General features: G+C 71.9%; 18 protein-coding genes. 4 read left to right on the top strand and 14 right to left on the bottom strand.

Translation table 11 applies throughout. The annotated features are described in order from the left end of the window. Positions 1–16 precede the first annotated feature (16 nt). From OHT57_RS06910 to OHT57_RS06900, 3 genes are all read right to left on the bottom strand, one after another. Positions 17–166, bottom strand: coding sequence for a hypothetical protein (locus OHT57_RS06910; protein WP_328745154.1), 150 nt, complete (start codon positions 164–166; stop codon positions 17–19). Between the two features lie 147 nt (positions 167–313). Further along, a complete protein-coding gene (locus tag OHT57_RS06905; protein ID WP_328745153.1) occupies positions 314–3706 on the bottom strand; it encodes a S8 family peptidase in 3393 nt (1130 codons plus the stop codon). A gap of 58 nt (positions 3707–3764) precedes the next feature. Next, positions 3765–4598 carry a DUF3152 domain-containing protein gene (locus OHT57_RS06900; RefSeq protein WP_328745152.1) on the bottom strand — a complete coding sequence of 278 codons (834 nt, stop codon included), beginning with the start codon at positions 4596–4598 and terminating at the stop codon, positions 3765–3767. A 98-nt stretch (positions 4599–4696) separates the two neighbouring features. Here OHT57_RS06900 and OHT57_RS06895 point away from each other — a divergent pair, with 98 nt between their 5' ends. Genes OHT57_RS06895 through OHT57_RS06885 form a run of 3 tightly spaced genes read left to right on the top strand, consistent with a single transcriptional unit; the run spans position 4697 to position 7418 of the window. Then, entirely contained in the window at positions 4697–5392 is a 696-nt protein-coding gene (locus OHT57_RS06895; RefSeq protein WP_328745151.1) for a response regulator transcription factor, read from the top strand. A gap of 38 nt (positions 5393–5430) precedes the next feature. Further along, entirely contained in the window at positions 5431–6876 is a 1446-nt protein-coding gene (locus tag OHT57_RS06890; RefSeq protein WP_328753134.1) for a HAMP domain-containing sensor histidine kinase, read from the top strand. Continuing rightward, complete coding sequence (locus OHT57_RS06885) at positions 6873–7418, top strand: hypothetical protein (RefSeq protein ID WP_328745150.1); 546 nt, start codon at positions 6873–6875, stop codon at positions 7416–7418. Before OHT57_RS06890 ends, OHT57_RS06885 begins: the two co-directional genes overlap by 4 nt. Here OHT57_RS06885 and OHT57_RS06880 read toward each other — a convergent pair. The 5 genes from OHT57_RS06880 to OHT57_RS06860 all read right to left on the bottom strand — a co-directional run bounded on the left by OHT57_RS06880 (position 7384) and on the right by OHT57_RS06860 (position 11817). Then, positions 7384–7800 carry an ArsR/SmtB family transcription factor gene (locus OHT57_RS06880; RefSeq protein WP_328745149.1) on the bottom strand — a complete coding sequence of 139 codons (417 nt, stop codon included), beginning with the start codon at positions 7798–7800 and terminating at the stop codon, positions 7384–7386. The two genes, OHT57_RS06885 and OHT57_RS06880, sit on opposite strands and share 35 nt — an antisense overlap. Before the next feature lie 151 nt (positions 7801–7951). Further along, positions 7952–8326, bottom strand: coding sequence for a hypothetical protein (locus OHT57_RS06875; RefSeq protein WP_328745148.1), 375 nt, complete (start codon positions 8324–8326; stop codon positions 7952–7954). Between the two features lie 519 nt (positions 8327–8845). Further along, complete coding sequence (locus tag OHT57_RS06870) at positions 8846–10603, bottom strand: SpoIIE family protein phosphatase (protein ID WP_328745147.1); 1758 nt, start codon at positions 10601–10603, stop codon at positions 8846–8848. A gap of 90 nt (positions 10604–10693) precedes the next feature. After that, positions 10694–10996 (bottom strand): hypothetical protein, encoded by a 303-nt coding sequence (locus OHT57_RS06865; protein WP_328745146.1) that lies wholly within the window; start codon positions 10994–10996, stop codon positions 10694–10696. Then, positions 10993–11817, bottom strand: a complete 825-nt coding sequence (locus OHT57_RS06860; RefSeq protein WP_328745145.1) for a phytanoyl-CoA dioxygenase family protein — start codon at positions 11815–11817, stop codon at positions 10993–10995. The genes OHT57_RS06865 and OHT57_RS06860 overlap by 4 nt, the downstream gene beginning before the upstream one ends. Positions 11818–11887: 70 nt before the next feature. On the opposite strand from OHT57_RS06860, the gene OHT57_RS06855 reads away from it, so the two are divergent. Beyond that, a complete protein-coding gene (locus OHT57_RS06855) occupies positions 11888–12670 on the top strand; it encodes an AraC family transcriptional regulator (RefSeq protein ID WP_328745144.1) in 783 nt (260 codons plus the stop codon). Between the two features lie 7 nt (positions 12671–12677). On the opposite strand, the gene OHT57_RS06850 is transcribed toward OHT57_RS06855, so the two are convergent. The 6 genes from OHT57_RS06850 to OHT57_RS06825 all read right to left on the bottom strand — a co-directional run bounded on the left by OHT57_RS06850 (position 12678) and on the right by OHT57_RS06825 (position 18903). Continuing rightward, positions 12678–13550 carry a metal ABC transporter permease gene (locus tag OHT57_RS06850; protein ID WP_328745143.1) on the bottom strand — a complete coding sequence of 291 codons (873 nt, stop codon included), beginning with the start codon at positions 13548–13550 and terminating at the stop codon, positions 12678–12680. Beyond that, complete coding sequence (locus OHT57_RS06845) at positions 13547–14359, bottom strand: metal ABC transporter ATP-binding protein (RefSeq protein ID WP_328745142.1); 813 nt, start codon at positions 14357–14359, stop codon at positions 13547–13549. Before OHT57_RS06845 ends, OHT57_RS06850 begins: the two co-directional genes overlap by 4 nt. Continuing rightward, positions 14356–15294, bottom strand: coding sequence for a metal ABC transporter solute-binding protein, Zn/Mn family (locus OHT57_RS06840; protein WP_328745141.1), 939 nt, complete (start codon positions 15292–15294; stop codon positions 14356–14358). Before OHT57_RS06840 ends, OHT57_RS06845 begins: the two co-directional genes overlap by 4 nt. A gap of 95 nt (positions 15295–15389) precedes the next feature. Next, on the bottom strand, positions 15390–16310 hold the full coding sequence (locus tag OHT57_RS06835) for an amidohydrolase family protein (RefSeq protein ID WP_328745140.1): 921 nt from the start codon (positions 16308–16310) through the stop codon (positions 15390–15392). A gap of 101 nt (positions 16311–16411) precedes the next feature. Continuing rightward, a complete protein-coding gene (locus tag OHT57_RS06830) occupies positions 16412–17686 on the bottom strand; it encodes a vWA domain-containing protein (RefSeq protein WP_328745139.1) in 1275 nt (424 codons plus the stop codon). Then, positions 17683–18903, bottom strand: coding sequence for a MoxR family ATPase (locus tag OHT57_RS06825; RefSeq protein WP_328745138.1), 1221 nt, complete (start codon positions 18901–18903; stop codon positions 17683–17685). Before OHT57_RS06825 ends, OHT57_RS06830 begins: the two co-directional genes overlap by 4 nt. Positions 18904–18939 lie beyond the last annotated feature (36 nt).

Genomic DNA, 18939 nt, shown 5'->3' with positions numbered 1-18939 from the left:
CTTCTGCGGCCACGGGCTATATCGCTACCTCGGCCTGCGCGACACCCGACAACGCGGCGACGAGCGAGACCAGTTGGACCGCCCGCAGCAGCGCGACGACGACGAAGGCGTTGCGTGTGATGGAGCGGGTCGCCTCGGGAGGCGGCACGGGCGCGGTCTGGATCACGAGCAGTTCGGCGCCGCTATGGACGTGTTTATGCCTTTTAGAGTGAAGAATGATTGCGCGATGAAGGTATTGAGTGTGCTGATCGACCGACGCGCCGCTGCCCGGGACAGCGGCGAGGCCGTCCCGGGCAGCGGCGCGTGCGAGGGGTCACGAGGTGGTGAGATACGCCCTTTCGATCGTCTGGGTCAGGGTGTTGCCGTCCCGGTCGGTCAGTTCGGCGCGCAGGGAGACGGAGCCCGCCTTCGCCGGGTGCTTGACGGACAGGTGCGTGCCGCCGACGGACGTGGCCCGCTGCCAGGTGGCGCCGTCGTCGTACGACACCTGGAACGCGAGCTTCGCCGGGCGGTGTCCCGCCGCTGCGCCCTCGACGGTGAACGGGACCTCGAAGCGCCTGCCCGCCTTCGCCGTGCCGGCGAGAGTCAGGTCGGGGCTGAAGCGGATCGTCGACAGCGGCAGTGCGGCGAAGTCACCCTCGGGGGTCGTGGCCGAGCGGAAGGTCCACTCCACGTGGACGCGGGTGCTGACCCCGTACACGGCCGGGTCGCGGGAGCTGTCGACCGTCAGCTTGTACGCGGTGTCCTGCGCCGGGAGCGTGTACTCGGTGAGACCGTCGGTCACCGGGGTGTCGTAGTCGTCCGTGATCTCCTTGCCGTTCGCCTCCAGCCTTGACGTCCCCGAGGCCGCGTTGCTGATGCCCCAGTGCCCGGAGCCGTCGCCGAACAGTGGCAGGTAGGCCCTGAGGGTGTTCCCGGAGCGGCCTGCGCCGGGGTAGCCCCTGGCCACTCCGAGGTCCTCGGGCCGGTTCATGACCGGGCCGAAGACGCCCACGGCGAACCGCTCCTGGTAGGTGCGGCCGGCCTGCCAGGTCCTCGGCATGCGCATCTGGAAGCCTTCGAAGACCGAGTCCCTGACTTCACCCGAGACCTGCCAGGTGCGCAGCGACCACTTCACTCCGTTGTCGAGGATGTACTCGGTGCTCCGGAACGGCAGGTCCCCGCGCATGTCCCCCCAGCCGGTCACCAGCCGGCCGTCGGGCATGTGTGCGGTGACCTCGGCCTGGACGCGACGGCCCTCGACCGGCTCGCCCACCTGGAGGTTCACCTTGGCCAGTTGCTTGCGCGCGACCTTCGCGGTGAAACCGTCCAGGTTGCCCTCGCGGTACCAGCCCAGGTGGTAGTTGACCGGGTTGCCTTCCTTGTCCGGGGCGGCCCAGTCGCCGGAGTACAGCGACTTCAGCCCGTCCACGGGCTCGTCCGGGCCGAGCCGCCCGAACCGGGAGCCCTCGAAGGTGGGCAGCAGGAACTGGAGGGAGGCGTCGTCCTGTCCCTCGCCCCGCCCGTAGCCGATCGCGACCCCGGCATCGTTGTTCACGGCGGCCGGGTCGGGCACGGTGATGTCCACCGGCTTCGCCTGCCGCGCGTCCACGTCGACCGTCGTGTCCTTGTCCAGCCGCAGCCTGGGCTGGATCAGCACCGCGTGTTCGGCGGACGACAACGACGGGTGGATCAGCCCGGTGAGGAGGTAGTCGGCCTTGGGCAGCCGTACCGTCAGCTCGCCGTCCTGCTCGTCGGCGTACTCGGCGTAGAAGTCGCCGTTGAGGTCCGAGACGGCGGTGAGGGCGTCGCCGGTCGGCTTGCCGTCCTCGTCGGTGTGCCTGAGTGTCAGCGAGTACGACTCGACCTCGCGCTCCACGCCGACGGCGGACCGCACCTGTACTTTGCCGTCGGCCGAGGTGGCCGACACCGAGCCGCCGAAGCTGCCGTCCACGGTGCCGGTGCCGGTGCGGGTGTCCGCGGTGACCTCGGCGCTCGCCTCGCCGCCCGCCGGAACGGTGACGTGCTGCGGGGAGACGGCGAACATGCCCTCGGGGGCGGGCTTTCCGTCCACCGCGTAGGCGTCGACGGACAGGTCGAGGGTGACCGGCTCGGTGCCGAGGTTGCGGTAGGTCAGCTGCTTGGTCACCGCCTTGTCGTCGTCGTGGGGCCACTGCTGGACGCCGAAGTCGACGGGCCCCTGCTCGGTGACGACGCCCTGGTCCAGCGCCCGGACCACGTCGACCCGTCCGGTGCCCTGCTGGAAGGAGCTGTACGCTCCCGGCTTCGCCGAGCCGGTGAGCACCGCCTTCAGGCGCTCGCCGCTCCAGTCGGGGTGCTGCTGCGCGAGGAGCGCGGCGGCGCCCGCGACATGCGGGGTGGCCATGGAGGTGCCGTCGATCGTGAGGTACCCGGGGACGTCGGAGGGGTACCACTCCTCCAGGGAACTGCCCGCGGCGGCCGCGGCCGTGATGGCGACACCGGGCGCGGTCAGGTCCGGCTTGACGCCGCTGTCGCCGACACGCGGACCGCGGCTGGAGAAGTCGGCCAGCGCGTCGGACTTGTCGACCGCGCCGACGGTGAGCGCGGACGCGGCGCTGCCGGGTGAGCCGACGGTCCGTTCGCCGTCGCCCTCGTTGCCGGCCGCGATGACGAAGAGGCTGTCCGACTCGGCGGAGAGCCGGTTGACGGCCTCTTCCATCGGGTCGATGCCGGGGGAGTCGGTGCCGCCCAGGCTCAGGTTGACGACGTCCGCGCCCTGGGCCACCGCCCACTCCATGCCGGCGATGATCCCGGAGTCGCTGCCGCCGCCGTTGTCGTCCAGGACCTTGCCGTTGAGGAGCTGGGCGCCCGGTGCGACCCCCTTGTACTTCCCGCCCGACTTCGCGCCGCTGCCGGCCACGGTGGACGCCACGTGGGTGCCGTGGCCGAACTTGTCGGCGGTGGTGCCGGTGCCGCTGAAGTCCTGCTCCGCGATCACCTTGCCCGCCAGGTCGGGATGGCCGGTGTCGATGCCGGTGTCCAGTACGGCGACCTTGGTGCCGGTGCCGTCGAATCCAGCGGCCCAGGCGGTCGGTGCGCCGATCTGCGGGACGCTTTTGTCGAGGGAGGCCTTGCGCCTGCCGTCGAGCCACAGCTTCTCCACGCCCGTCGCGGCGGTGAACTCCGCGCTGCCCGCTGCGGAGTTGTGGGTCAGGGCTTTCCAGAACCCGGTGCCACGCTTCTTCGCGGATCGCATCGCCCTGCCGTTGACGACGGGCAGTTGACGGCCCATCCGCGCACCGGCCTCGGTGAACGGACTCGTCGAGGGGGCCTTCTTGCCTCGGAACGTGACGATCACCGGCAGGTCGGAACGGCCCGCGTCGTCGTAGCCGTCCTTGATCAGCTGCGTGACGTCGAACAGCCGCGGGTCCAACGTGCCCTTGGCCAGCAGCAGTTCGGCGTCACCGGGGACGACCCGGGTGTGGCCGGCCACGACCCGGATCGAGAACGGCACGCGCTGGCGGCCCTGCGCCCGCTCCACTCCCGAGACCTGTCCGGTGCCGTCCACCCGGACCCGGTCCCCGGTGACCAGGGTGACCGTCCGCACCGCGGAGGCGGTACGGGCGCTCTTCTCGGCACGGCCGTCGACGGCTCCCGCACCGGCCGGCAGCCCGGCCAGTACCAGGGTCACGGAAGCCACTCCCGCGGCCAGGGACGCGTGTCTGCGGCGTACGCGTAACTCCATCTGAACTCCAGTTCGTCGGGGGGACCCGGTTGGGAGGACCAACAGGGAAGTCAGGGCGTCACGGGACGGAGGGCCCCGTGACGAGACGGCCGTCGCTGTCGTACGGCCAGACGTTGGGGACGCAGCCGAGCAGGCCCTTGATCTGCTGCATCATCGCCGGGGCCGGCTGCCCCTTGCCCGGGCACGTGACATGGCCGTGGCCGAGGAAGTGGCCCACCTCGTGGTTGATGATCAGGGCGCGGTACCCGACGACGTCCTTCGGGTAGAACTCGGTCGCCAGCACCCAGCGTCTGAGGTTGACCATCACGTTGTGGTTCACGCTGCAGTTGACCTCGCCGCCGGTGTCCAGGCCGCCCTCGGCGCAGATCTTGTCGACGGTCGCCGGGGTGGCGAGGCGGACCACGAAGTCGGTGGGGCCGCTCGACACCCGCTGGAACGCCGAGTGGCCGTCCGCCGTCCAGCCGCGAGGGTCGGCCAGGGTCCGCTCCACCTGCGCGGCGACGTCGTCGGGCGTGATCGTGATGCCGTTCTCCACCTCGACCCGGTAGCGCAGGGGTGTGCCCTTGCCGACTCGTCCGCTCCCGCCGGACGCGGTGACGAAGGTCCCCGGTCCGCTCTCGGGGAGGGGCGTCGTGGAAGGGCGGGCAGGAGCGCCGGACGGGGGCCGGGACGGTCTGGGTGACTCGGTCGTCCTCTGCGGCTCCGGGCTCCCGACGGCCGAGGGCGCCTCGGAGGGGCGTTCGGTATCGGACGGCAGCCACGCCACCACCGCGCCACCGACGGCTGCGAAGGCCGCCAACGCGGCCAGGCCGCCCGTCAGTTGCCGATGGGCGCTCCGCTGGGAGTGCTTGCGGCGACGGTGGCCGGCGGGGTTCCGTTTGTGCGCTGTCACGGTCGTTCACGATGTGATCGCCATGTGATCGGACCTGGCCCGGAAGATAACGAAGCGATAACGCTCCGTGTGGTCATGTCCCTGTGGATACTGTGCGCATGTCACGTGTACTGCTGATCGAAGACGACCCCGCTGTCCGCGAGGGTGTCGCCCTGGCGCTGCGCCGTCAGGGCCACGACGTCGCTGCCACCGCGACCGGTGAGGAGGGGATGGACCGGCTGCGGTCCTTCCGGCCGGACATCGTGATCCTCGATCTGATGCTCCCCGGAATGACCGGCCTCGACGTGTGCCGGGGCATCCGGGCCGTCGACCAGACCCTGCCGATCATCATGGCGACGGCGCGGGGTGACGAAGTGGACATCGTTGTCGGTTTGGAGGCCGGCGCCGACGACTATGTCGTCAAACCCGTACTGGCCCGCGTGCTCGACGCGCGCATACGCGCCGTCCTGCGCCGGTCGGCGGGGAGCACGTCCGGCACCGAGGGACTGCCGAAGATCGACACCTACGGCGACCTGGCCGTGGACCGGGCCGGCCTGACCGTCGCGCTCGACGGCGATCCGATCGCCCTCGCCCCCTCCGAGTTACGGCTGCTGCTCACCCTCTCCGCCTCACCGGGCCAGGTGTTCAGCCGCCAGCAACTCCTGGAAGCGGTCTGGGAACACGACTACCACGGCGACGCCCGCCTGGTGGACGCCTGCGTCAAACGACTGCGCACCAAGATGTCCGAGCCGCCCCGCGCGCCTCGCTACATCCACACCGTGCGCGGTTTCGGCTACCGCTTCGCGGCGCCGTGAGGACGCGAAGGCCGGGAGGACCCGTGCGGACGCGAAGGATGCGCGGGCTGCGCGCCCGTCTGGTGGTGGCCTTCGGGCTCGTCGCCGCCGTCGCGGCCATCACGACCGGTGCCCTGACCTTCCGGGAGGCGCGTACCGGAGTGCTCCAGCAGAGTCAGGACGCTGTCATACGACAGCTGCGGGCCCAGCTCAACCAGCACGCGGCCGAACTCGGCCATCCGCCGGACGAGCCGGCGTTGCAGCGGTTCGCGGAGAAGGTGGCGGACACCGAGGCGCAGGGCAGCTGGCGCGTGCTGGTGACGTACGGGGACCTCAGCGGCTCCTCCGTCCCCGGCGACGCCTTCACCGAGGTGACGCCCGCTGTGCGCGCGGCCGTCGGTTCCAGCAAGGCGACCGTCTTCCAGCGGGTGCGCGAGGAGGGCCGCACCTCCCTCGTCGTCGGCATGTCGATCACGTTCGGCGCCCCGGACCCGGCCAGGACGGCCACCGGCGTCCGGGTCTTCCTGGTCGTCCCGCAGACGACCGAACAGGCCTACGTGGACGCTCTGGTCACCGCCGTCGAACGGGCCATGGTGGCGGCCCTGGCGCTCGCCGTCGTGCTCGCCCTCCTCGCCGCCCGCGGGGTACTGGTGCCGGTGCGGAAGCTGCGGCACGCCACCCGCCGGATCGCCGAAGGACGCCTGGACACCCGGCTCGCGGTCAACGGCTCCGACGAACTCGCCGACCTGTCCCACACGTTCAACGAGACCGCCGCCGCCCTGGAGACGTCGGTCGCGGAGCTGCGCGAGATGGAGGCCCGGGCCCGCCGCTTCGCCGCGGACGTCTCGCACGAACTGCGCACCCCGCTCGCCGCCATGTCCGCGGTCACCGACGTCCTCGACGAGGACGCCGCCGGGCTGGACCCGGACACGGCCACCGCGGTCCGCCTGATCAGCGAGGAGACCGTGAAACTCGCCCGTCTCGTCGACGACTTGATGGAGATCTCCCGCTTCGACGCGGGCGCGGCGGTGCTGCACCTCGACGAGATCGACCTCGCCGAGTCGATCCGGCGCACCCTCGCCTCCCGCGGCTGGACGGACACGGTGGGCACCGAACTGCCGCCCCCGCATGCGGTACGCGGACGGGTCGATCCGCGCCGCCTCGACGTGATCGTCGCCAACCTGGTCGGCAACGCGCTGAAGCACGGCACCCTTCCGGTCCGGGTGCGCCTGAGCGCGGCGGACGCGGTGGCCGTCATCGAGGTACGGGACAGCGGCCCCGGCATCCCGCACGACGTACTGCCGCACGTCTTCGAACGGTTCTACAAGTCGGACACCGCCAGGATCCGCTCCGAGGGCAGCGGCCTCGGCCTGTCGATCACCGCCGAGAACGTCCGGATCCACGGCGGCACCGTCCGCGCGGCCAACCACCCGGAGGGCGGCGCCGTCTTCACCGTAGAACTGCCGCTGAGGCGGGACGAGTCGCCTGAGGAGAACTGGTCATGAAGGCCCTGCACCGCGTCCTGCCGTTGACGCTCCTCGTGCTCACCTCCTGCGGGATCCCCGCGACCGGTGTGGTGGAGGCCGGCGGTCCCGCCAGCGGAACCCTGCCGATCACGCCCGTCTACTTCGTCAGGGACGGCGGACTCGTCGCCATGCCGCGCACGACCGAACTGCCCGGCGACCCCGCGGCGGCGCTGCGGCTGCTGCTGGCCGGTCCGATGTCGGGGGAGGGGCGTTCGGGCGAGGACGTCTCCACCGAGATCCCGGCGCTGCCGACCTCCATGGCGCCCCCGCCCGCCAGCGCCGACGCCACCGGGCAGCCGTCGCCGGACGGCCCGACGGTGACGGTGAACGGTGATGCGATGTCGATCCGACTGCCCGCGGACACAGGCCCGTTGAGCGGCGTCGCCGTGCGGCAGGTGGTCTGCACGGCCGCCGCCGCGTACCGCTTCACCCGTCCGTCCGCCGATCCGGTCACCGCCGAAGTGGTCTACGGCGGTGGTCGCGGGGTCAGGGGGTCGGACGAGGGCTGCCCCGGTCTGTGAGGAGGTTTCCCGCCGGGGGTCCGGGCGGCGGCGGGGGAGCCGACGGTACGGCGGTGTCGGCCTGTTGGAGCTGGGTGAGGAGTTGGTTCTGGCCGGCCAGGAGCTCGGTGAGGATACGGCGGGCGGCGCGCAGGAGTTCGGCGACGTCGCCGCCGGCGAGCGCGTAACTCACCGTGGAGCCCTCCCGGATGGACACGACGATGCCGGAACGCCGTAGGACGGCCAGTTGCTGGGAGAGGCTGGAGGGCTCGATGTCGATGTCGGCGAGCAGGTCGCGGACGGGCACGGGCCCGTGCTGGAGCAGCTCCAGGACGCGGATGCGCACGGGGTGGCCGAGCATGCGGAAGAAGTCCGCCTTGGCCTGGTAGAGGGGGACGTGCATGGGTGCTCGCTCCCTGCCGGACGGTACGGGTCGTCGGTGCCGATCCTGCTGGCCAGGGACGCCGGGCGGCCACGGAATGGACTCATGTGGATGTGGCGACTTGAAGAAGTCTTCACATGAAGGCCGCACGGCATCCTTGACCGGGAGCGGGCTAGACCTCCAACTGCTCTTCCACACGCTTGAGTTGGTGGCGCGCCATCGCCAGATTCGAGCGGGCTTTGTCGAGGACCAGGTACAGGAACAGTCCGTTGCCGTTGCGGCCGGTCACCAGGCGGATGAGGTGGTACTGACTCCCGAGCGTGATCAGGATGTCCTCGATGCTGCTCTTGAGCCCCAGCTGTTCCATGGTGCGCACCTTGGCCCGGATGACATCGGTGTTGCCGGCCGCCGCGACCGTCATGTCCAGGTCCTTGCTGCCGCCCAGCGTGCCCAGCGCCATCCCGCTGGTGTAGTCGACGACCGCTGCGGCCATCGCCCCTTCCGTCCCGGCCAGCATCTCCTTCAACGACACTTCCACACTCGCCACGGGGCCTCCCTTGTGCCTGTGGTTCGCGGCGGGCCCTGCTGGGTCCGTCCGCCGGATGGCCGGACCGTATGCGCGCTGCCGTGGCCGGCGGCGGGAGTCTTCGGGACTGTCCCCCGTTGACTGAACGCCACCCCGACGAGACCGTCTTCTGGGCCACAACTGGCCTTCGGAGGGCCGAAGATGACGCCCCGCCGGTGTGTGGGATCCCGCTGGTTCCGAAGTCCCCGGGCCTGCTCCGCCGCCTCGGCCGAAAGGCCCGTGCAGGCTCGCGGACATCGACCCGCGCAAGGGGGCGCCGTCGTGAACACCTACGGCTGCGGCCTCTTCGGCGATCACCGGAAGAACCTGGGCAGGGCCACCGACCGGGTGACCGCTGTCCGGCACGACGACACCATCGGGCACGCCATGCCGCGCTCTACCGGGGCAGGCCGGCCGGTGTTGTGTTCGGCCCGGACGAGCACAGCGGCGTGGCCTCCCGCCGGACCCGGACCAGTCAGGTCACCGGGGTCCGAGCCGCGCTCACAGGGTGCGGGCGGCGAGCAGCGTGACGTCGTCCTCCGAACCGGCGGGCGCCAGTCGGTCGAGGACGGCGTTCAGGACGTCCGGGAGGGCGTGCGCGGCGGTGATGGGCATCGCGGCGAGCGCGGCGAGGCCGATGTCGATGTCCTCGCCGCGCCGCTCCACGAGCCCGTCGGTGTAGGCCAGCAGCAGAGTGCCCGGCGGCAGCGGACAGAGCCGGCTGTCGTACCCGCCGAAGCCCGTGCCCAGCGGAGGACCGACGGGAAGGTCCGCGAGTTCGGGGGCGGTGCCCGGCCGGACCAGCAGGGGCGGGACATGGCCGGCGGTGGCCAGCACCACGTGCCCGGCGGCGGGGTCCAGGAGGGCCAGGACACACGTGGCGACACGGTCCAGGTCGAGTGCGTGGGCGGTGCGGTCCGCCTCGGCGAGCAGCCGGTCGGGGGCGAGCCCCTGCAGAGCCAGCGCGCGGAGCAGGGAGCGGTACTCGCTCATGGCCGCCGCGGCACGCACTCCGTGTCCCATGACGTCCCCGACCACGAGCAGGGTGCGCCCGCACGGCAGGGCGACGGCGTCGTACCAGTCCCCGCCGACCTCGGCGCCGCGTCCGGCGGGGAGATAGCGGCTGGCGATCTCCACACCCGGGCCCGGTATGTGCGGGGTGGCCAGGAAGGCGCGCTGCATCTCCAGCGCGGTCTCGTGCTCGTGGGTGTAGCGCAGGGCGTGGCCGATGCCCGTCGCGGCCCGCGAGGTCAGCTGCTCCAGCAGCTCGACGTCGTCCTGGGTGAACTCGGGGGAGTCCGCCCTGCGCCCCACGATGACGGCCCCGACGGGCTCACCGCCGGCCATGAGGGGCAGATAGGCCACGGAGTGCAGCTCCAGGGCCCGGTAGCGCTCCAGGCGCCGGCGTGTGGGGGCGAGGAGGCGCACGGTGTCGTCGTCGGGCCGGTTGAGCACGACGGGCTTGTGCCCGGTCAGCACCCGAGCCATCGACGAGGTGGCCTGGTGGAAGATCACCTCTCCGCTTCTGGTCACGGGGGCGAGCGGCTCCGGCATACCGGGAGCGGCGGCCACCGCCATGCGGCGCAGCCGTACCGGCACGGGGGTGGCCGGTGCCCTGCGCGTGCCCTCGGGGTCGAGCACGTCCACGACGGCGTAGTCGGCGAACCGCGGCACCAGCAGATCGGTCAGCGCCCGGCAGGCGTCGGCCGCGTCGAGCGTGCCGCCGACCCGGGCGGCGGTCTCCTCCAGCAGTTCCAGGCGCGCCTGGGCCCGCCGCAGCGACTCGCGCTGCCGGATGCCCTCGGTGACCTCCATGACGACGGCGGCGACGCCGAGGATCTCGCCATTGTCGCCGGCGAGCCGGTGGAAGGCGCCGAGCCACCAGCGCTGCACGTCCGCCGGGTCGACGGGCACCCGGCCGTCGAAGACCACGGTCTGCGGCCGGCCGGTGCGGAGCACCTCGCGCGCCACCTCCGCCGATGCCCCGGAGCCCGGGATCACCTCCGGCATGGGCCGGCCGAGGTGCTCCTGGACCGGCAGCCCGTTGACGTCCGCCAGAGCTTCGTTGAGGTAGAGATAGCGCAGTTCCGTGTCCAGGACCGCGATGGCCGCCTGTGTCCCCTCCAGGAACCGGCGAGCCGCCCACAGCTCGGCCGGTGCCTGCCCCGTCGCCGCGAGCCGGGCCGCCTCCGACAGCTCCCGAAGGGTCTCCGAAGGGAGGCCGGGAGTGGAGCGGCCGGACACGCGAGGGTGGGTCATCAGGTGTGATTCCTCGAAGAATGGAGTCCGTTTCGTCATACTTATGGCGTATTGGACCATATTCGAGCTGTCGAAGCTATGAGCTGTATCTCATCCGCTGTCGGCAGGCCCCCGCTCGACGAGCTTCTCGAAGAAGAACTCGTGCTTGAGGAACGAGGTCTCCTGCTCCACCCCCGGGTACGGCGGGACGAGCTGCGCGGCCTGGAACAGCCGCCAGCCGTCCTCCAGGGCGGCGACGCCCGTCCCGTACGGCGGCTCGTCGCTGTCCCCGGTCGTGGGGCGGGTGGCGCCGGTACCGTCGTAGCGGGCCCAGCCGACGACCCGGGAGTCGAGCGCGGAGGTGTGCAGATAGAGGACGAGAACCTGCTGGCGCACGGTGCTGGAAAGGTTCACGCCTTGCTCCTCTGTGCCGCGGCGGGCCGGTTGGCGATGCGGGTGGCCCAGTGGTCGATGTCGAAGCCGGGGTCGCCGGACAGGGAACGCCACAGCTTGATCCGGTTGAGGATCTCCAGGCGCCCGGTGGCCTGCTCGTACCAGGGGAAACCGTGTGCCAGCTCCTCGCGGACGGCCGGAGTGTCCAGGTCCGCCGTGTCCCACAGCCGTACCTGAGGCACGCTCGGGTTGAAGCGGATCTTGTACATGTGGCGCACGGTGTCGCTGTCGTTGCGTCGTCCGCCGTGCCAGATGCCGTGGTGCAGCAGGACGACCGTGCCGGCGGGGCAGGTCAGCCGGGTCTGGCCGAGCAGGTTCTGGTAGCGGCCGGTGTCGGACTCGTTGACGCGGCGCAGATGGCTGCCGGGGACGATGAGGGTGCCGCCCATCTCGGCGGTGACCTCCTGCGGGTAGTACATGAGCTGGACGTCGAACGCGTCCTGCCGCAGATCGATGAGGGCGTCGGCGTGCAGCGGCTGCGCGCTGCCCTCACGCGGTTCACGGGTGTGCACGAAATGGTGGTCGACGGCCGGATCCGGACCCACCAGACTCTCCAGCGCGCCTGCCACGGCGGGCAGTTCGAGGAGTCGGCGGGCGAAGGAACCCTCGGCGAAGGCCTTCGGCACGGGAGTGCCGTACGGCACGGCGTGCAGTCCGGCGGCGAAGACTTCGAGCGCCTCCTCGTTCATCTCCGGGGGCACGATGCCGTCCAGGTGCAGGAATCCGTGGGCCACGAACCGCGCCACCTGTGCGGAGCTCAACAGCTGTCGTGTGGTTGACATGCGACAACCGTAGGAACTGCCGACCCGGAAGTCGTGGGCCGTAATCGGCGACCACTGGTAATTTTCCACCATGACCCGCCATGTCGACCTGGCCCTCGACCAGCCGCCCCACGTGGAGAACGCGGGCGTCGGCGTGCACGGCTCCGCAGGCCCGCACGATGTGTTCCGGCTGCCACGGCTGTGGCAGCTCCATCTCTACGGCTACTCCGGCACCCTCGAACTCGGCGGCTCCCGGCACCCGATCCGCCCCGGGTACCTGAGCCTGGTCCCGCCCGACACCGAGGTGCACTTCCACTACGACGCCACGCGCTGCGAGCACCTGTACGCCCACTTCCGGCTGCCGGGCGACGGCGAGCGGCGCCGGGTCCCGGTGATGCAGGACGCCGGCGCGGACGCGGTCGTCCTGCGCGGGCTGCTGCGCCAGACGCTCGCGGCGAGCGCCCAGTCCCCGGTCCGGGCCGCCGCCGAGCTGTGGACGGTGCTGTGGCGCACGACCGGCCTCACCGGCGCCACCGAGAGCCGCCCCGGTTCCCGGCACCCCGCGCTGCGCACGGCCGTCGCGTACATCGAGGAGCATCTGGCCGGCCCCCTGACCGTGCCCGGCATCGCCCGGGTCGCCGGGGTCTCGCACACGCACCTCACCCGGCTGTTCCGCGAGGACACCGGGCACACGGTCGTCGCCCACATCCGGCGCCGCCGCATGGAACGCGCCCGGCATCTGCTCATCGCCTCGACGCTGGCGATCCCGGCGATCGCGGCGACCGTCGGGATCCCCGACCTCCAGGCGTTCAACAAGACCTGCCGCAAGGAGCTGGGCGCGTCACCGCGCGCGGTCCGGGAGCGCGACGGTTGAGCCCGGTTCAGGCGGGCACCGGAACCGCCGTTCGCAGGGCACCCCGGCGACGGGCCCGGTATCTGCCGACCGCGCCGCAGCCGACGTAGAGGGCGAACGAGATCGTCGTGACGTAGGGGCTGATGGGGATGCTGCTGCCCAGGGCGAGCAGGATGCCGCCCTCGATCGACACCAGGGCGAAGCCCACGCTGAGCAGGGGGAGCAGGACCGGCGACGAGGTGACGCGGGCGGCGGCCGCGGCGGGGGTGATCAGCAGGGACAGGACCAGCAGGGCGCCCACGACCTGGACCGACAGGGCCACCGCGAGGCCCAGCACGATCATGAACGCGAAGGAGAGTCCGCGCACCGGGACCCCGCGGGCCTCGGCGACGTCGGGGTCGGCGCTGGCGAAGGTGAGCGGGCGCCACATCACCGCGAGGGCGATCAGGACCACCGCGGAGGTGATGAGCAACCAGGTCGTCTGAGGGGTGTCCACGGCGACGATCTGGCCGGTGAGCAGACCGAACTTGTTCGCCGCGCGGCCCTTGTAGAGGGCGAGGAAGAGCACCCCGAGACCCAGTCCGAACGGCATGAGAATGCCGATCACCGAGTTGCGGTCGCGCGCGCGGCTGCCGAGCACACCGATCGCCCCGGCTGCCAGGAGCGATCCGGTGATCGAGCCCGCCACGATGTTCAGGCCCAGTAGCAGTGCTCCGGAGGCGCCCGCGAACGACAGCTCGCTGATGCTGTGGACCGCGAACGGCAGGTCGCGCATCGCGACGAAGACCCCGGCGAGGCCGCCGACCAGCCCGAGGGCCGCGCCGACGATGAGGGAGTTGCGGACCAGGGCGAGGAGTTCGCCGTAGTCCTCGAAGTTGAACAGCTCGTGCCAGACGGTCATGGGTGGACCTCCTCGGGCACGTGGTGCGCGTGCTCGTCCAGGGCGCCGACCACCACGACCCGGCCGTGCACGTGGACGACGTCGACCCGGGTGCCGTACAGCCGGGACAGGGACTCGGAGGTGAGGACCTCGTCGGGGGTGCCCACGCGGTGGGCGCCGGGTGCCAGATAGAGGACCCGGTCCACCAGGTCGAGCACCGGGTTGATCTCGTGGGTCACGAACACGACCGCCGTGCCGTGGGTGCGTCGGCGGGCGTCCACCAACTCGGTGACGGCGCGCTGGTGATGGAGGTCCAGGGAGAGCAATGGCTCGTCGCACAACAGGATCCGGGGGTCGGTCGCGAGGGCCTGTCCGATCCGGACGCGCTGACGCTCGCCGCCGGAGAGCAGGCCGACGGGCACGTCGGCGTAGGCCGAGGCGCCCACGGACGTGAGGATCTCGTCGACGCGCCTGCGTACGGCGGCCGTTCGCATCCGTGGCCCGAAGCGGTGCCCGTCGATGCCGAACCGCACAAGGTCGCGGGCGCGGAGCATCGCCTGCGCCGACAGTGCCGCCTGCTGCGGGACGTACCCGATGTGCCGGGCCGCTTCGCGGGGAGCGCGGCCGAGGACCGTCAACTCCCCGGCGGACAGCGGCTGTCGGCCCAGCAGGGCCCGTACGAAGCTGGTCTTGCCGGCTCCGTTCGGACCCAGCACCGCGAGGAACTCCCCTGGCCGGACGTCGAGTTCGAGACCGTGCCAGACCGTGCGGGCGCCGTACGACAGTGCGGCGCCGCGCAGGCTGATCACCGGTGGGGATATCGGGCTCACTTGGCCAGGGCGTTCGCGAGCGCGTCGACGTTGCCGGTCATCCAGGCGAGGTAGTTCTTGCCGCTCGGCAGGGTCTCCGTCAGCGGAACCACCGGGATGCCCGCCGCCCTGGCCGCCTGCTCGGACTTCTCGGTCTGCGGTCCCGAGGTCTGCGCGTTGTACACCAGCGCCTTGACCTGCTTGTCGGTGAAGAGGGCGAGCGCTTCCTGAAGGACCTTCGGGGAGACGTCCGTGCCCTCCTCGATGGCCTCGCTGAACTCCGCGGGCGTCCTGTCGACCAGGCCGCTCGCCCCGGTCATGTACAGCGGCACGGGCTCGGTGATGGCGATCGCCGATCCGCCGTGCTCCTTCTTGATCTGCGCCTCCTTCGCCTCCAGCGGCTTCAGTTCCGCCTTGAAGGCGGCGGCGTTCTTGGTGTAGACGGCGGCGTTCGCGGGGTCGGCCTTGCCGAGGGCGGCGGCGATGCGGTCGGTGATCTTCGCGACGGTGGGGAAGTCGTACCAGACGTGCTCGTTGAGCTCGCCCCCCTTGGGCGCGGTGTGACCGGAGACCTGCACCGCGTTGATCACCTCGGCGGAGGAGTTGCCGCCGCTCTTCAGCATCCGGTCCACGAAGTCGTCGTAGCCGCCGCCGTTCTCGACGACGACCTTCGCCTTCGACAGGGCCAACTGGTTCTGGGTGCTGGCCTCGTAGGAGTGCGGGTCCTGGTCGGGGTCGCTGATGACCGAGGTGACGGAGACCCTGTCGCCGCCTATGCGCGAGACGATGTCGCCGTACACGTTCGTGGAGGCGACGACGGCGACCTTGGACGCCGCGGCCGGGGCCGCGGACGCGCTCCCGTCGCTCCCGGAGTCCGTGGAACTGCCGCACCCTGCCAGCAGGGCGACGGAGGCGCCGGCGAGCAGCGCCAGACGGCGGGACGGGGACGTGAGCATGGTTCCTCCAAGCGCGGTTCTGATTGCCCCCTCACGCTAGATGGAAATGATTGTCGTAAACAGGTCTGGTGGCTGTTATATGAAAATCGTTGCCATTAATTGACTTGTCCCTGGTCCGGGGCCTCGGTGAGCAGCCGCCGTGGGTTGGCGATGCGGAACGCGTACGCCGCCGCTCCGCCCAGACCGTGCCCGGGATGCTGCGGCGGCTCCGCGTACGGCCGGTCCGAACCCTGGACCACGGAGTCCACACCGAGAGCCCGGACAACGGACTCGACCGCCCGGGGCCCGTACGAGGACGTCTCCACGAAGACCAACGGGTCCGCCTGTGTGCTCACGCCGCCCCCGCGGGCGGCGAACCGCTCCCCGTGCAGCGGGGCGAGTCCGGCGAGCAGGGCGAAGCACACCCGAAGGCGGGGGTGGCGGGGCCGGCCGTGGGCACGGAACGCGAACCAGGCGGCGTGCATCTGCTGGACGTAGGGGACCATCGCGGGCCACCAGCCGGGCCCCTCAAAACCGCCCGCCGCCGGTCCCGGGTGGACGAACAGCGGCAGGCCGCGCTCCTCCAGCAGATCCAGCAGCGGGGCGCACCGGGCGTAACCGGCCGCGTCCGCAAGGGCGTTCGCGGGCAGCTGCAGACCGACGAACCCCTGGTCGAGGGCCTGTGCCGTCGCCTTGGCATCGATGTCCCGCACACCGGCGGCGGCCCACGCCCCGAACGGCCGGGGAAGCGCGGCCGCCCCCTCGTGATAGGCGTCCAGCAGGGGCCGTGCCTCGGCCGCGGGCAGCCACTCCACACCGATCGGCGCGGACAGCGAGACGAGCGCCAGGCCGAGGCCGTCGGCGGCGGCGAGTTCCGCGCGCAGGCTCACGTCGTGGTCGGCGGGAGGAAGGTCGTAGGGCGGCTCACCGTCCAGATACAGGGTCCAGCCGTCGAGATACGGCGGTTCGCGGCGCGACCTCAAGGCCGTCACCAGCGAGGGGCTCCACAGATGCTGGTGCACGTCGACATTGGTCATGACGCTCCTCCCGCCCAGGCGCGCAAAGTGCTCCGGACATCGCAGGCCCCCATGATCTCGTGGCCGACCACCTCCACGTCCACCCCGTGGCCGACCTGGGATCAGCCGCCCTGTCCGCGGCCTGGTGCGCCGATCTCCACCACCCGGGCCCATGCGGGCGGTGACTTCGGCACGTACTCGGGATTGTTCTCGCGCCGCGCCTCGCTCACTCCCTCGCGGGGGAACAGCCCGATCACCGTACGGCAGGATGGCCGCGCAGCGGGCCAGGGCGTCTGGCCGTCGGTGAGGGCCACGACGACGTCCGGCCGGGGCCGCGAGCGCAGCGCCCTGTCGAAGCCGGTGCGCAGATCCGTCCCCCCGCCGCCGACCAGCGGGATGCCCTCGGCGCGGCACAGCGAACGCGCGACCCCCGCCGCCGCGTCGCACGACAGCACCTGGACCAGGTCACGACGGCCGCCCACGGCACGGGCGATCGCGGCGACCTCCAGGAGCGCGCTGCCCAGTTCGTCGTCGCTGACCGAGCCGGAGGTGTCGATGATCACGCAGACCCGGGGTGGCCGGCGCCGCAGGCTCGGCAGCACCGCGCCGGGCACGCCCGCCGAGCGCCGCGACGGACGGCCGTAGCTGTAGTCGTCGCCCGCGCCGGCCCCGGAGACCGCCGAGCGCATCGCCGCGCCCAGCAGGTCCCGCCACGGCTGCGGCGGATGGAACGCCTCCTCCGCCCAGCGCCGCCAGCCCTTCGGGGCGCGGCCGGGGTGCGCGTTGATGCCCTGCGCCACCCGGAAGCGGACCGCGTCCCGCTCCTGCTCGCTCAGCCCGTCCGCGCCGTCGGGGCCCAGGTCCCACTCGCGCTCCAGACCGTCGGCGCCGCTGCCGCAGTCCAGCCAGGACAGGTCCAGCGTGAGCGGCCCGAGGCTGATGTCCTTCAGGTACTCCTCCATCAGTCGACCCGCGTCCAGCCGCAGGCGATACGGGAGAACGGCATCCCGGGGTTGGACCAGCCCGTCGCCGTACACGTCGTCGTTGATCTCGCAGTCGGCGGCGATGTTCATCCGCAGCCGGTCTCCCACCCCGGTCAGCCCGCGCTCCCGGGCGACCCGGTCACCGCGCCCGTGATGGTCGCGCAGCAGATGCGACACCTCGTGCACCCACACGCCCGCCAGCTCCTCCACCGGCATCCGGTCCACGAACGCCGGCGAGACATAGCAGCGCCAGTGCCGGTCGACGGCCATCGTCGGCACCCGCTTCGACTCGACGGTGTGCAGGGCGAAGAGCGCGGTGGCCAGGTAGGGGCGGACCCGGGCGGCATGAAGGCGGGCAGCGAAGAGTTTGTCCCGGTCCAAGGAGCCCGCCCTCTCGCGGGTGTCCGTACTCAACGGCGGGCCTCGGCGGCGAGCGCCGCCCGGTCCGCCCGCCGGGACAGCGCCACCGTCCCGGCGAACCTGTCGATCGCCGCCGGCAGGTCCCAGTCCTCCTGGCGCAGCGAGGCGAGTGTGGTCGCGGGCACGACCACCAGGTCCGGGGCCCCGGTCTCAAGCGCCCTGACCAGCACCGCCCAGGCCGCGTCCCAGCGGGTCCGGTCCGGACGGGCGCGTACGGCCGCCACCACACCGTCGAGCACGGCCTGCCGCAGGTCTCCCCGCTCGGGCAGGACCGCCCCCGCCGGATCGGCGAGCACCTCCTCGGGGTCGGGGAGGTCGAGCCGGTCCAGGCTCGCCAGCAGTTCCAGCCCGGGGCCGTCGCCGACAGTGCCCCGGACCAGCGAGGAGAGCACGTCCCGCGAGGAGCCGGCCGCGGTCGCGAAGGCGATCAGGGACAGCGTCATGTCCCAGCTCCGGGGCGACGGCCAGGGCCCGCCCCGCCGGGTCTCCCCGGTGGGCAGCCGGTGCACGAGGGTGGGCCGCGCGGCGAGCAGCCCGCACACCGCGCGACGGGCGAAGTCCACGGCCTCCGGGAGTTTGTGCGGGTCCAGCGGTGGCAGGGTCGCCCGGGGCCAGGTCCCGCCGAGTCCGCGTACGACGACCTCGTGGTCGTGGGTCCACTGGAGATGGACGAACCGGTTGGCCAGCGGCGGGCTCAGCTCCCAGCCGTCGGCCGCCGAGGAACGGGGGTTGGCGGCCGCCACGATCCGCACGCCCGGCGGCAGCCGGAGCGCGCCGATCCGCCGCTCCAGCACCAGACGCAGCAGCGCGGCCTGCACGGCGGGCGGCGCGGTGGACAGCTCGTCCAGGAACAGCAATCCCCGTCCGGCCCGCACCAGCCGGACCGCCCAGTCCGGCGGGGCCATCGGCACGCCCTGGGTCGCGGGATCGTCCCCGACCACGGGCAGCCCCGAGAAGTCGGACGGTTCGTGCACGCTGGCGATCACCGTGGTCAGCGGCAGGTCCAGGGCGGCGGCGAGCTGTGTCAGCGCCGCCGTCTTGCCGATGCCCGGCTCGCCCCACAGCAGAACGGGCAGATCGGCGGCCACGGCCAGGGTGAGGGCCTCCAACTGGTCGTCGGGGCGGGGTTCGGTGGTGGAGTCGCGCAGGAGGGCCAACAGGTTGGCGGCGACGTCGAGTTGGGAGGCAGGGGCAGGGGTGTGAGAGGGCATGGGTGATCACCTTTGGGTCAGGAGTGGGCACAACGG

The organism is Streptomyces sp. NBC_00285 (genome assembly GCF_036174265.1).
Lineage (GTDB): Bacteria > Actinomycetota > Actinomycetes > Streptomycetales > Streptomycetaceae > Streptomyces.
This window is presented reverse-complemented; position numbering and strand designations above follow the sequence as displayed.